We start from the raw sequence: 14,076 nt of genomic DNA, 5'->3' as shown, positions 1-14,076 counted from the left end.
GATCCTTGGCTCATGGGCACCAGTAAATCTCTAACGTAGGTTGCAGAAACGCGCGAATCGGCATTGCGGCGACATCGTCACCGGCCAGTGCGGCACTCAGGGTGGTCAGCTTGGACTGACCGGAAATCGATAGAACGGTGTTCTTCGCCGACGCCAGCAGCGCGCGACTCATGGTCAGGCGCTGATGCGGCACGGTTGGCGCCAGCATCGGGTAGCAACGGCGTGTACCGTCGACTTTCAAGGCGTCGGCCAGGTTCGGGCTGTTGGGAAACAGCGAGGCGGTATGACCGTCGTCGCCCATGCCCAGTACCAGCACGTCGATCGGCGGCAACTCTCCCAGCAAGCGATCAGCCTGCTCGGCTGCCTGTTCAAGGTTGGCGGTGGCGCTATAGAGACTCAGAAACCGAGCCTTGGCCGCCGGACCTTGCAACAGGTAGCGCTTGAGCAGACCGGCATTGCTGTCGGCGTGCTCTACCGGCACCCAGCGCTCGTCCGCCAGGGTCACCACGACGTTGGACCAGTCCAGCGCCTGCTTGGCCAGGTGCTGGAAAAACGCCACCGGGCTGCGACCACCGGAGACCACAAGCGTTGCGGTGCCGGTGGCATCGATTGCGTCGCTCAATTGCTTGGCCACGTTCAGCGCCAGGCCTTCGGCCAGCAGCACCGGGCTTTTGAACTCATGGGCGCTGACGCCCTGAGGCAGTTTCAATTCAGATATCGCCATACCACGACCTCCCATCCCGCGTGATCAGAGCAATGGAGCTCATCGGTCCCCAGGACCCGGCCGCGTACGGCTTGGGCGCATCACCGGATTTTTTCCACCCGGCGATCAACTGGTCACACCACTTCCACGCGGCTTCGATTTCATCTTTACGGACAAACAAGTTCTGATTGCCGCGCATCACTTCCAGCAACAACCGCTCGTAGGCATCGGGAATCCGTGCGCTACGCCAGGTGTCGGAAAAATTCAGCTGCAACGGACCGCTGCGCAGCTGCATGCCCTTGTCCAGGCCTTGTTCTTTGGTCATCACACGCAAGGAAATGCCTTCGTCCGGCTGCAGGCGGATAATCAGCTTGTTGCTGATTTGCAGGCGCTGCTCGGGAGCAAAGATGTAGTGGGACGGTTCCTTGAAGTGGATGACGATCTGCGACAGCTTCTGCGGCATGCGTTTGCCGGTACGCAGGTAAAACGGCACACCGGCCCAACGCCAGTTGCGGATATCGGCACGCAGGGCAACGAAGGTTTCGGTGTCGCTCTGTGTGTTGGAGTTCGGTTCTTCCAGATAACCGGGAACCGATTTGCCTTCGCTGTGACCGGCGATGTACTGGCCGCGCACCACTTGCGTCGTCAGGCCTTCCGGGCTGATTGGCGCCAGTGCCTTGAGCACTTTGACTTTCTCGTCACGGATGCTGTCGGCGGACAGGTCGGCCGGCGGGTCCATGGCGATCAGGCAGAGCAGTTGCAGCAGGTGATTCTGGATCATGTCCCGCAGCTGACCGGCCTTGTCGAAGTAGCCCCAACGGCCTTCGATCCCGACCTTCTCGGCCACGGTGATTTCCACGTGGGAGATGTAGTTCTGGTTCCACTGGGTTTCGAACAGGCTGTTGGCGAAACGCAGGGCGATCAGGTTCTGAACCGTTTCTTTGCCCAGGTAGTGGTCGATGCGATAGGTGCGGTTCTCCGGGAAGAACTGCGCCACGGCGTCGTTGACCTTGCGCGAGGATTCCAGGTCCGAACCGATGGGTTTTTCCAGCACCACGCGGGTGTTTTCGCTCAGGCCGACCTTCGACAGGTTCTCGCAGATGGCACCGTAAACGGCGGCCGGGGTGGCGAAGTAGGCAATCACCCGCTGGGCGCTGCCGGCCTGCTCGGCCAGGGCGACGTAGTCGTCAGCCTTGAGGAAGTCGACGTGCAGGTAGCTCAGGCGAGCCAGGAAGCGTTCGACCACAGCTTCGTCCAGCTCTTTGGCATCGACATAGCGGCGCAGCTCGGAGGCGATGAACGCCAGGTGTTGCTGCTCGCTGCCAGGCTCACGGGCCAGTGCAATAATGCGCGTGTCCTCGTGCAAGAGGCCTGCGCCATCGAGTTGATAAAGGGCAGGAAACAGCTTGCGCAAGGCCAGATCGCCGAGGGCGCCGAACAAGGCAAAGGTGCACGGTTCAACCGTAATCGAAGGCATGATGTTTGTTCTTTTATCAAGTTAAGCTACAAATACCTTTTTTCAAGGCATCACTCAAGGGAAAATGTAGTAATAACCACAACATTTTCGCAAAATACAGATTCCGAGTGGTGGTCAGTCGGAGCCATCAGTAGGATAGGCCACCGCTTGTGGCCGCATCAAAGGCCCAATTCGCATAGCAGAGCGACTTTTTGTAGGTGAACAAGGAACAGATATGGACCGCGTGCGAAATTTACTGGAACAAATCCAGAATCGCCTTGAAGACCTGAACAAGGCAGAACGCAAAGTCGCCGAAGTGATCCTGCTCAACCCACAGCAGGCCACCCGGTTCAGCATCGCCGCCCTCGCCCAGGCCTCAAAGGTCAGTGAGCCAACGGTCAACCGTTTCTGCCGTTCGTTCGGCGTCAGCGGTTATCCGGAACTCAAGCTGCAGTTGGCTCAGAGCCTGGCCAGCGGCGCGGCGTATGTCAGCCGTGCGGTCGAGGCCGATGATAATCCTGAAGCGTATACCAAGAAGATTTTCGGCAGCGCCATCGCCTCGTTGGACAGTGCCTTGCAAGCGCTGGACCCGAACCTGATCAGCCGCGCCGTCGACCTGTTGATTCAGGCCCGGCAGATCCACTTCTTCGGCCTCGGCGCCTCGGCCCCGGTGGCGCTGGATGCACAGCACAAGTTCTTCCGCTTCAACCTGGCTGTCACCGCCCACGCGGACGTGCTGATGCAGCGCATGATTGCATCGGTGGCGCACACCGGCGAGTTGTTCGTGATCATTTCCTACACCGGACGCACCCGCGAACTGGTGGAAGTGGCCCGCATCGCCCGGGAAAACGGCGCTTCGGTACTGGGTCTGACGGCCGAGGGTTCGCCACTGGCCAAGGCCAGTACCTTGAGCCTGAACATTCCGCTGCCGGAAGACACCGACATCTACATGCCGATGACCTCGCGGATCATTCAGCTGACCGTGCTGGATGTGCTGGCTACCGGCATGACCTTGCGTCGGGGCGTGGATTTCCAGCCGCATTTGCGCAAGATCAAGGAAAGCCTGAATGCCAGCCGGTATCCAATTGGGGATGAGTTTAATTAGAGCGTTTGGCTTAAAAGATCGCAGCCTCGTTTCACTCGACAGCTCCTACAAGGAACCGCGTACGCCTGTAGGAGCTGTCGAGTGAAACGAGGCTGCGATCTTTTGATATTCAGTCACGCCCCCACCCGCGCCTGCAAACTCAAATGCGCCCTCTCCCCCGGCGCCAGGCTCAGGCTATCGGTCCCGCCGCTGGCCGCTTCCACACAGACAAACTCGGAAATCTCGTTCCAGGTTACCCCCAACAACGGTCGCGAACCGGGATGCCAGACCACCGTGTCCGCATCGTCACCCGTGTCGATGCACAATTCCCGCTGCCAGGCGTGGTCCTTGAGCTGTAATTCGCCTTCCTGCTGGAACACTCGCTGACAGCCGCCATCGACTCGCAACTCACCTTCCTGCTGACAAACCTGACGGTTCAACTGGTCGTAACCTTGCGCTCCGTCGAGCCCAGACAGCGCTACCTCACCAACGTCACCAATACGCCAATAGGCATGCAACGCCTGACTCAACTGGCACGGCAGGCTGTCCTGATGCTCAGTGCTCAGGCGCAAATCCATGCGCTCGCCAAGGTGCGCATGCAGGTCCACTTGCCAGTCACACAACTGAAGTTGCCAGTGCAAGCGCACGCCATCCTCGTCATGGCTGCTGTCCAGCAGCTTCCAGTCGAGCAATCGCGCCCAACCATGCGACGGCCAGGCGTTTTCGCTCGGATGACGGCCATACCACGGCCAACACACCGGCACGCCACCACGAATCGCACCGACGTGCGGCCACTTCGCCGCACACCAGAGCCAGGGTTTCTGCCCCTTTGGCTGGAAGTGCAGCAACTGCGCGCCCTGCCGACTGAACACCGCCTGACACAACGGATGATCGATCACCAGCACGTCGCGCATCTGATAGCGCTCCCACGCAAACACCGGACGTTCGCGCAAGGATTTGAAGAAGCGTTGTAGCGGATGCTCATGCATGTGCCACGGTCCTGAAATCACCCGGGGTGCGCCGCCCCCAAAAAAAAGCGGACAGCCTGGGCCGTCCGCAAAAATGCGCACATAGAGAGGAGCTTATCGCAACAGCGTTAGAACACCGACTGAATTTTCAGGCCGGCGACCAGCGCGTTATCGACTTCATCCACACCGCCCGGGTGAGTGATGTATTGCAGGTTAGGACGCACGGTCAGCCAGTTGGTAACGTGGAAGCCGTAGTTGATCTCGTAGTTATACTCGGTGTCACGCAATGGCGAGAACAGTGGGTCCTGGTAGTCCGCTACACCATTGGAGGCGTTGACCAGCTCGGCGTTTTTCTTCACGTCATCGTTGACATGGATACGGGCGAAACCGATACCGACGTCATCTTTTGGACGAGCATCGAACGGGCCCTTGTACACAAGCATCAGCGACTGGTAGTTGTCGACGATGTTGGTGTCCTTGTCGTGGAACGTGGCATTGGCCGAAACGGTCAGGCCGCGGCTCTTGTCACCGTTGTGGTCGGTCAGTTGCTGCTGCGCCACGAACCAGTAGCCGGACTTGCTGCTGTGGCTGCGGTAAGCGTTGCCGCTGGTTGCCGCGTCATTGCCGTTGTCGTCTTCACGAACGTCATCGGCCTTGGCCGTGCTTTTGTAGTAACCGACACGGTATTCGCCCGGCAGGTTGTTCGGGTTAGGCAACCAGACCAGTTCGACCGGCAAGACGGTGCCCTTGGTACCACTGCCGCTGAGCTTGAAGCCGTTACCGTGTTCCAGTTGCGACGGGTTCTGGTTGTACGCGCCGATCTGCGCATAGAACTCAGGCGAGATGTTGTACTTCACGCGGACCGCCGCCTGGCTGATCGGCCAGTTGTACCAGATGTTGGTCGCCCAGTTACCCACCTGGGAACCGCAGAACGCCAGGTTCTGGAACTCGCAAGGGAAGGTGTTGAAGTCTTCGCCTTCGCCGAAGTAACCGGCCTTGACGTCCAGTTTGCCGTCGAGGAACTGGTGTTTGATCCACAATTGGGTCAAACGGACCATATGGCCACGACCGTAGACTTCCTGGGAGGAACTCAAGGTGCCGGCACGCGGGTCGCCGACACGGTCATTGGAGATGTTCTCGCCGTTACGGTTGGTCAGTTGAATCTTCGCCTGGGTGTTATCCCAGCCCCACAGCTTTTGCAGGTCCAGCGCCACGCCCAGGCCAAACTGGTCGGCGTAACGCGCAGTCTTGTCGTTGTTGTAGCCACCGTGGAGGTTGCCGCCCACTTCACCGACGTAGTCCATCTTGATGTCGATGCCTTGCTCGATCAGCTTGGTCCGCTCGCCACCCCAATCACCGGTCATCCACTCGGAATCGGCGCTGAACGCGTCAGCCGCGTGCACACTACCAGCCAGCATCATTGCCGCAATCGCCGACAACTGGCAGATAAGCTGAGCGTTGTTGTTCTTCTTCATCCCTACATCCTCGTTTTATTGTTATTAACTGTTTTTATCTAACGCGGTTTACATCGGTTGCGGCGGAGGTCTCCATCCGCCGCGAATCCCCCTGTGGGAGCGAGCCTGCTCGCGATGAGGCCAGCACATTCAGCATCACTGTTGAATGTCACACCGCTATCGCGAGCAGGCTCGCTCCCACATTTTTGATCTTCAGCGGCCTTTGAATTGGGCTACGTTGGCGTTGTGAGTCTCGGTTTTCGGCAGGCCAGCCACACCCAGGCGCTCCCCGGTCTTGGCATCGAACAGCAGCACTTTCGATGGATCGAATTGCAGGGTCAGGGTCTCGCCCACGGCCGGTGCAACGTCCGGCGCCAGGCGGCAGCAGACTTTGGTGTCGTTGAGATTCACGAACACCAACGTGTCGGGACCGGTCGGTTCGGTGACCTGGACTTCGGCGCGAATGGTTGGCAAACCGTTCGGCTCGCTGCCCGCCAGCACGATCTGCTCAGGGCGCATGCCGAGGATCACTTCGCGATCTTCCAAGCCGGCGTCCTGCATGCCCAATGGCAATTCGCAACGCGCCTGACCGCTGTCGAGCAGCGCCACCAGACGACCTTCCTTGCGTTGCAAACGCAGCGGAATGAAGTTCATCGGCGGCGAACCGATGAAGCTCGCCACGAACAGGTTGGCCGGGTTGTTGTAGATGTCTTTCGGCGTACCGAACTGCTGAATGATCCCGTCCTTCATCACCGCCACCTTGTCGCCCAGAGTCATGGCTTCGATCTGGTCGTGGGTCACGTAGACCGTGGTGGTTTTCAGGCGCTGGTGCATCAGTTTCATTTCGGTGCGCATCTCGACGCGCAGCTTGGCGTCGAGGTTGGACAGCGGTTCGTCGAACAGGTAAATCTTCGGCCGCCGCGCCAGGGCACGGCCCATCGCCACGCGCTGTTGCTGACCACCGGAGAGCTGGCCGGGTTTGCGGTTCAGCAGGTGTTCGATTTGCAGCAGCTTGGCCACCCGCGCCACTTCCGCTTCGATATCGGCGGCAGGCATCTTGCGGATCTTCAAGCCGAAGGCAATGTTCTCGCGCACGCTCATGGTCGGGTACAGCGCGTAGGACTGGAACACCATGGCGATGTCACGGTCTTTCGGGCTCATGCCGCTGACGTCCTGGTCGCCGATCATGATCGCGCCGCCGGTGATGGTTTCCAGGCCGGCGATGCAATTCATCAGGGTCGATTTACCGCAACCCGAAGGGCCAACCAGGATCAGGAACTCACCGTCCTTGATCGACAGTTCGATGTTCTTGAGGGTGTCCGGCAGGCCAGGGCCGTAAGTCTTGTTTACATTGCGAAGTTCGAGCGTTGCCATGATTACCCCTTGACTGCGCCGGCCGTCAGCCCGCGCACGAAATACTTGCCTGCGACCACATAGACCAGCAGGGTCGGCAGCCCGGCGATCATCGCCGCCGCCATATCAACGTTGTATTCCTTGGCCCCGGTACTGGTGTTGACCAAGTTGTTCAGCGCCACTGTGATGGGTTGCGAGTCACCGCTGGAGAACACCACACCAAACAGGAAGTCGTTCCAGATCTGGGTGAACTGCCAGATCAGGCAGACCATGATGATCGGGGTGGACATCGGCAGGATGATCAGCCGGAAGATGGTGAAGAAACCCGCGCCATCCAGCCGTGCAGCCTTCACCAGTGCATCGGGAACGCTGACGTAGTAGTTACGGAAAAACAGCGTGGTGAACGCCAGGCCATAGACCACGTGCACGAACACCAGGCCCGTGGTGGTGCTGGCCAGGCCCATTTTGCCGAGGGTGAACGAGGCCGGCAGCAGGACGGTCTGGAACGGCAGGAAGCAACCGAACAGCAACAGACCGAAGAACAACTGCGAGCCGCGAAAGCGCCACATCGACAGCACGTAGCCGTTCAGGGCACCGATTGCGGTGGAGATCAGTACCGCCGGGACAGTGATCTTGATCGAGTTCCAGAAATACCCGTCGACGGTGGCCCAGGCCTTGACCCAGCCAATGCCGCTGACCACGGTCGGCCAGCTCAGCAGGTTGCCGGTATTGATGTCTTCCGGTGTCTTGAAACTGGTCAACAGCATGACCACCAGCGGTATCAGGTAAAGGAATACGGCCAGGATCAGCACGCCGTAGATCGCGATGCGACTCAGGCTGATAGAAGGTTTGGCAGCGAAACTAGTCATGACGCTTGGTCCTCAGCTCGGAGTACAGGTAAGGCACGATGATTGCGAGAATCGCACCGAGCATCAGAATCGCACTGGCCGAGCCCATGCCCATCTGGCCGCGACTGAAGGTGAAGGAATACATGAACATCGCAGGCAGGTCGGAGGAATAACCCGGGCCACCGGCAGTCATTGCCGCCACCAGGTCGAAACTCTTGATCGCGATGTGGGCCAGGATCATCACCGCACTGAAGAACACCGGGCGCAGGCTCGGCAACACCACTTTCAGGTAGATGCGCGGCATGCTCGCGCCATCGATCTGGGCCGCACGGATGATCGATTGATCAACGCCACGCAGACCGGCGAGGAACATCGCCATGATGAAGCCCGAGGCTTGCCATACCGCAGCGATCACCAGGCAATACACCACGCGATCCGGGTCGATCAGCCAGTCCAGGCGAAAGCCTTCCCAGCCCCAGTCGCGCAACAATTTGTCCAGGCCCATGCCGGGGTTGAGCAGCCATTTCCAGGCGGTACCGGTGACGATCATCGAGAGCGCCATCGGGTACAGGTAAATGGTGCGAATGAAACCTTCGCGACGAATGCGCTGATCAAGAAACACCGCCAGCAGCACACCGATCACCAGGGTGATGCCGATAAACATGCCGCCGAACACGGCCAGGTTCTTGCTCGCCACCCACCAACGGTCGTTGTCGAACAGCCGCTGGTACTGCGCCAGACCCGCCCACTTGTAAGTCGGTAGAAAGGTCGAACTGGTGAACGACAGGACGAACGTCCACAGGATATAGCCATAGAAGCCCACAAGGACGATGAACATGCTGGGCGCCAGCACCAGTTTGGGGAGCCAGCGCTGCAGTGCATCGAACGGCGAGGCCTTGCTGAACACAGCAACAGAACTCATGGGAAGATCCAGTACGAAGATTAAAAATTACAGTGACATCCCTTGTGGGAGCGAGCCTGCTCGCGAAGGCGGTGTGTCAGGTACTACACCTGTGCCTGACACTCCGCTTTCGTGAGCAGGCTCGCTCCCACAGGGTTGCGTCGCTAACGGTTACTTGGCAGCTTTGATCGCCGTGCCGAGTTGCTTGGCGGCAGTGGCCGGATCGGCTTTCGGGTCGTTGATGAAGTTGGTCACGACATCAAAGAACGCGCCCTGTACCGCCAGCGTGGTCGCCATGTTGTGCGCCATGCTCGGCTGCAGGCCGCCGGACTTGGCGTCCGCCAGGAAGTCCTTGGCAGCGGTCTGGGCGCAGGAGTCGAAACCGTACTTGCCCATGTCGCTCAGCATGTCGTTTCGAACCGGGATCGAGCCCTTGTTGATGCTGAAGACTTTCTGGAAGTTCTCACCCAGCACGACCTTGGCAATGTCCTGCTGAGCGGCAGCAGTGCCCTGGTCTTTCTGCTTGAACACAGCCAGGGAGTCGATGTTGTAGGTGAAGGCCTTGTCGGTGCCCGGGAACGCTACGCACTCGTAGTCCTTGCCGGCGACTTTCTTGGCCGCTGTCCACTCGCTCTTGGCCCAGTCACCCATGATCTGCATGCCGGCCTTGCCGTTGATGACTTTGGCCGCTTCCAGGTTCCAGTCCTGGCCTTTGCCGTCGACGTCCATGTAGGTCGCGACTTTCTTCAACTCGGTCAGCGCCTTGACCATTTCAGGACCGGTCAGCGCAGCGTTGTCCAGGTCGACCAGGGCTTTCTTGTAGCCATCGACGCCCATGACCGAAAGCACCACCGCTTCGAACACGGTGCTGTCCTGCCAAGGCTGGCCGCCGTGGGCAAGCGCAATGAAGCCCGCAGCCTTGAGCTTGTCACCGGCCGCGTAGAATTCCTGAAGGGTGGCAGGTGCTTTCTCGATGCCGGCTTTCTTGAAGACTTCCGGGTTGATCCACAGCCAGTTGACGCGGTGAATGTTCACCGGCACGGCCACGTAGTCACCTTCGTACTTCACGGTATCGGAGACTTTCTTGTCGAGCAGGCTGTCCCACTTCTCTGTTTTGGCAGCGTCTTTCAACACGTCGGTGTCGAGCAGGCCGGTAGACGCCCATTCCTGGATGTCCGGGCCTTTGATTTGCGCTACGCCCGGCGGGTTACCGGCCACCGCGCGGCTTTTGAGTACGGTCATGGCCGTAGCACCGCCACCACCGGCGACTGCGCCGTCCTTCCAGGTGAAGCCGTCTTTTTCGACTTGGGCCTTGAGGACATCGACGGCAGCTTTTTCACCACCGGAGGTCCACCAGTGAACGACTTCTACCGAACCTTTGGAATCGGCGGCAAGTGCACTGAGCGGGAATGCAGAGATAGGAAGCAATGAGGCAAGAGAAATGACAGTAGCGAGGCGAGAAATCGCATTCATCTAGAATTACCTTTCTTGTTGTTATGCATGCAAGTCTGGTGCTTGCGCTGCATCGGATTTTAAACAGGAGTTATCCCCTCGCAGGTAACGAAGGGACGTTCGAATGTCACCGTATGGTTACATAGAACCGCTCTGGGACAACCCCGCCAAGGCACTGGCCAGGCTCGGTGCCAGAGGCAGGCGCGGGATCAATACGGCTTGCCAGGCGTGGTAAAGGTCGGGCTTTCCAGCCCAGATATCAGCGCTCGGGCGGTTCTGCGGATCGAGTTCGTGGTGCCAACTGCCATCGCAACGATCGATGAAATGACTGTCACAAAACGCCCAGAACAGTCGGTACCAGCTTTCGTATTGCGCATCGCCGGTGCGCTTGAGCAACGCGCTGGCAGCGGCGCTGGCCTCGCAATGAGTCCAGTGCAGGCGATGGCGCACCACGGCGCGATTGTCCCAGTCGAGGGTGTAGACAATCCCCGGTGCGCCGTCAACGTTCCAGCCATGACCGCAGTTATGGTCGAAGAGTTTTTGCGCATCGGTGGCGAGCCAGCCCGGGGTGAGCATCCCCGCCCGCACCCGCGCGGCCTCGAGGTGCAACAACAGCCGCGCCCATTCAAAACCGTGGCCCGGCGTGGTGCCGTAGGGGCGGAAACCGTCAGCCGGGTTGTCGTGGTTGTACTCGCGCAGCGGCTGCCAGTCGCGGTCGAAATGCTCGACCACCAGGTAATCATTGGCGGCGGCGTGACCGTGAATGACGCGCTCGACAATGCGCTGGGCGCGGCACAGCCAGCGGTTGTCTTCGGTGACATCGGCCAATGCGAGGAAGGCTTCGGTGGCGTGCATGTTGCTGTTGGCGCCGCGGTAGGCTTCCTCCTCGCTCCAGTCGCGATTGAAGGATTCGCGCATGGCGCCCTCCTCTTCACTCCAGAAATGCGTGTCGATGATGTTGATCGCATCAATGAGCAAGGCTTGTGCGCCGGGGCGCTGGGCGACTACCGCAGAACTCGCGGCCAGTGCGACGAAAGCATGCAGGTAGGCCGCTTTGCCGGTGTTGCCGTCGCGGTGTTCCGGGGCGGCGAACCAGCCACCGTGCTCGGCATCGCGCAGCGGGCCGCTGAGGGCTTTTACGCCGTGATCCACCAGCTCGGCAAAACCCGGCAGGCCCTGAATGTGGGCCATGGCGAAGCTGTGGGTCATGCGCGCGGTGTTCATGGTTTCGGCTTGGGCGTTGGCCGGGAGACAGCCCTTTTCATCGAGATTGCCGAACCCTTCAGGGAGCCTGGAGGCCTTGGCAAATGCCAGCAGGCGCAGGCCTTCGGCGGCGAGCCACTGCTGATGAGCCGGTGCGTTCAGCCAACTGCTGAAGGCGGGTTGGAAGGTGTCCATGGGGTGCCTTTTTTGTTGTTATGACTGCGGGCAGTCTAAACAACGGGCGATGGCGGGCTTGTAACGAAGGGGGCGAGTTATGTCACTGACTTGTGACAATCAAGCAGCAAGATCAAGAGATCGCAGCCTTCGGCAGCTCCTACATTGGATGGCGTACACCTTGTAGGAGCTGCCGAAGGCTGCGATCTTTTGATCTTCTCAATCGACAGACCGAGGCAATTGAAGTGTCACCCGCAACCCGCCCTCACGCAGGTTCTGCAGGCTGACTTCCCCGCCATGGCTATGCGCAATGTTGCGGGCAATCCCCAACCCCAACCCATAACCCTGCTGCTGACCGGCCAACCGGAAGTGCGGCTCGAACACCTGCTCCAATCGCTGCTCCGGCACCCCCGGCCCTTCATCATCGACATGCAGGACGAATGCATTCTCGTCATCATCGATATGCAAATGCGCGTTCTGCCCGTACTTCAACGCGTTATCGATCAGGTTGCCAATGCAACGCTTGAGCGCCAAAGGCTTGCCGGGATACGCCGCCAACGCCCGCCCCTGCTGGGTCACGCGACCATTGCCATTGGGCGCCAGGTAAGGCTCTACCAGACAATCGAGCACATGATTGAGGTCCACCGGTTCGATGTTTTCGTGGATGTCGGTATCTTTCACGCATTGCAGCGCGCCTTTGACCAGCAGCTCCAGCTCATCCAGATCGCGGCCGAACTTGGCTTGCAACTGTTCGTCTTCAAGCAGTTCCACCCGCAGTCGCAACCGGGTAATCGGTGTGCGCAGGTCATGGGAAATGGCACTGAACAATTGGCTGCGCTCGGTCAGGTAACGGCTGATCCGTTCGCGCATCGCGTTGAAGGCACGGCCCACTTCGACCACCTCACTGCCGCCTCCTTCGGCCACCGGCTCGACTTCCGCCCCGAGGGACATGTCCCGCGCCGCCCGCGCCAACCGTTTGAGCGGCCGGCTCTGCCAGTGCACCAGCAGACCGATGAACAACAACAAAAAGCCACTGGTGAGGACGATGAACCAGACCTGCTGCGCCGGCAGCCCCTGTTCTTCAAGGCTGGTGTAGGGCTCCGGCAACAACGAGGCGATGTACAGCCATTCCCCCGGCGCCATCTGGATTTGCGTGACCAGCACCGGCGGGTTCACCGGTTCCAGGGTCAGCGCGTAATGCGCCCAGGAGCGCGGCAACTCATCGAGTTTCAGCCCGCTATTGAAGATCCGCAGATCCTCGGGGCTGACGAAGGTCACGGAGATATCCGTGTCGTGGCCGAGGGAGTCGCGCAACACTTGGTCCACCGCCTTGAGCACCGCTTCTTTGCGCGGGGTGATCGGCAGCACTTCCATGCCCAACGGCTTGTCATTGAGGGTCACGACAAAACGGGTGCCGCCCATGCTGCGCAACTGGTCGAGCACCAGCGGCCGAAACGCCACCGGCAGCGAGCGAAAATAACTGACGCTGGCCGTCATCGAATGCGCGAGGCTGCGGGCGCTGGTGACCAAGCCTTCAAGCTGCGTGGCGCGCAGTTGCGAGACCCAGATCACGCTCGACAACGTCTGCGCGAACAGCACCGCCAGCAACGTCAGCAGCAACATCCGCCCGAGCAGCGAGCGCGGCACCGGCACGCGGGCGGCGAGTCTGCGCAAGAACTCAGTGGCCATTGCTGGCAACCACATTGGCCGCCAGTTGGTAGCCGCTGCCGCGCACCGTGCGAATCAGTCGTGGCGGTTTTTCAGTGTCGCGCAGGCGCTGACGCAAACGGCTGACCGCCATGTCGACGATGCGATCCAGCGGCATCAAATCGCGGCCACGGGTGGCGTTGCCGATGGTGTCGCGGTCGAGGATTTCCTGCGGGTGATCAAGGAACAGTTTCAGCAGCGCGAAATCGGCGCCGGAGAGAATCACTTCTTCGCCGTCGATGTGGAACAGCCGATGGCTGACCATGTCCAGACGCCAGTCATCGAACGCCAGCACTTCACTGCCGGAACGCTCCTGACCGAACTGCGCGCGGCGCAACAGGGCCTTGATACGCGCCTGCAATTCACGGGGGCTGAAGGGTTTGCCGAGGTAGTCGTCGGCGCCCAGCTCCAGACCGATGACCCGGTCGGCCTCGTCGGAACTGGCAGTGAGCATGATGATCGGCACCTGGGCCTGACGCGGGTGCTGGCGAATCCAGCGGCACAGACTGAAGCCGTCTTCGTCCGGCAGCATCACGTCGAGGATCACCAGATCGCTTGGCGCGTCGTTCATGGCCTGGCGAAAGCCAGCGCCATCAGGCGTGGTACGCACCTGGAAACCGGCGCGGGTCAAGTAGGTGTCCAGCAACTCGCGTATCTCTTGATCGTCATCGACCAACAAAATCGACTTGTTGACTGAGCTCACGGGAAGGCGTCCTTGTTATTTGAATTGGGCGGATTATGCCTTAAGCACTGAATCTACAAACACCGCAGAA

General features: G+C 59.9%; 12 protein-coding genes. 1 reads left to right on the top strand and 11 read right to left on the bottom strand.

What is annotated here, in order from left to right:
* Positions 1–10: 10 nt before the first annotated feature.
* Positions 11–724, bottom strand: coding sequence for a 6-phosphogluconolactonase (gene pgl / locus ACYZUD_RS30660; RefSeq protein ID WP_462021542.1), 714 nt, complete (start codon positions 722–724; stop codon positions 11–13).
* A complete protein-coding gene (zwf, locus tag ACYZUD_RS30655) occupies positions 711–2,180 on the bottom strand; it encodes a glucose-6-phosphate dehydrogenase (RefSeq protein ID WP_462021541.1) in 1,470 nt (489 codons plus the stop codon). The genes pgl and zwf overlap by 14 nt, the downstream gene beginning before the upstream one ends.
* A gap of 223 nt (positions 2,181–2,403) precedes the next feature.
* Here zwf and ACYZUD_RS30650 point away from each other — a divergent pair, with 223 nt between their 5' ends.
* Positions 2,404–3,264: a MurR/RpiR family transcriptional regulator gene (locus tag ACYZUD_RS30650; RefSeq protein ID WP_177318169.1), complete on the top strand. Its 861-nt coding sequence runs from the start codon at positions 2,404–2,406 to the stop codon at positions 3,262–3,264.
* 113 nt (positions 3,265–3,377) lie between these two features.
* On the opposite strand, the gene ACYZUD_RS30645 is transcribed toward ACYZUD_RS30650, so the two are convergent.
* The 9 genes from ACYZUD_RS30645 to ACYZUD_RS30605 all read right to left on the bottom strand — a co-directional run bounded on the left by ACYZUD_RS30645 (position 3,378) and on the right by ACYZUD_RS30605 (position 14,006).
* Positions 3,378–4,232 carry a D-hexose-6-phosphate mutarotase gene (locus tag ACYZUD_RS30645; protein ID WP_462021540.1) on the bottom strand — a complete coding sequence of 285 codons (855 nt, stop codon included), beginning with the start codon at positions 4,230–4,232 and terminating at the stop codon, positions 3,378–3,380.
* Between the two features lie 107 nt (positions 4,233–4,339).
* Complete coding sequence (locus ACYZUD_RS30640; protein WP_462021539.1) at positions 4,340–5,686, bottom strand: carbohydrate porin; 1,347 nt, start codon at positions 5,684–5,686, stop codon at positions 4,340–4,342.
* Positions 5,687–5,878: 192 nt separating this feature from the next.
* Positions 5,879–7,039 (bottom strand): ABC transporter ATP-binding protein, encoded by a 1,161-nt coding sequence (locus ACYZUD_RS30635; RefSeq protein WP_462021538.1) that lies wholly within the window; start codon positions 7,037–7,039, stop codon positions 5,879–5,881.
* A gap of 2 nt (positions 7,040–7,041) precedes the next feature.
* Positions 7,042–7,887, bottom strand: a complete 846-nt coding sequence (locus ACYZUD_RS30630) for a carbohydrate ABC transporter permease (protein WP_462021537.1) — start codon at positions 7,885–7,887, stop codon at positions 7,042–7,044.
* Positions 7,880–8,788 (bottom strand): carbohydrate ABC transporter permease, encoded by a 909-nt coding sequence (locus ACYZUD_RS30625; RefSeq protein ID WP_017340433.1) that lies wholly within the window; start codon positions 8,786–8,788, stop codon positions 7,880–7,882. Before ACYZUD_RS30625 ends, ACYZUD_RS30630 begins: the two co-directional genes overlap by 8 nt.
* A gap of 150 nt (positions 8,789–8,938) precedes the next feature.
* Positions 8,939–10,240 carry an ABC transporter substrate-binding protein gene (locus ACYZUD_RS30620; protein WP_462021536.1) on the bottom strand — a complete coding sequence of 434 codons (1,302 nt, stop codon included), beginning with the start codon at positions 10,238–10,240 and terminating at the stop codon, positions 8,939–8,941.
* A gap of 117 nt (positions 10,241–10,357) precedes the next feature.
* Positions 10,358–11,617 carry a D-mannose isomerase gene (locus ACYZUD_RS30615; protein ID WP_462021535.1) on the bottom strand — a complete coding sequence of 420 codons (1,260 nt, stop codon included), beginning with the start codon at positions 11,615–11,617 and terminating at the stop codon, positions 10,358–10,360.
* A gap of 198 nt (positions 11,618–11,815) precedes the next feature.
* Positions 11,816–13,285, bottom strand: coding sequence for an ATP-binding protein (locus ACYZUD_RS30610; RefSeq protein ID WP_462021534.1), 1,470 nt, complete (start codon positions 13,283–13,285; stop codon positions 11,816–11,818).
* Complete coding sequence (locus tag ACYZUD_RS30605) at positions 13,275–14,006, bottom strand: response regulator (protein WP_123409256.1); 732 nt, start codon at positions 14,004–14,006, stop codon at positions 13,275–13,277. The genes ACYZUD_RS30610 and ACYZUD_RS30605 overlap by 11 nt, the downstream gene beginning before the upstream one ends.
* Positions 14,007–14,076: the final 70 nt, after the last annotated feature.

It is taken from the genome of Pseudomonas sp. XS1P51, from assembly GCF_054897845.1.
The sequence above is the reverse complement of the archived record's forward strand: the minus strand, read 5'-3'. Positions and strand labels throughout refer to the sequence as shown.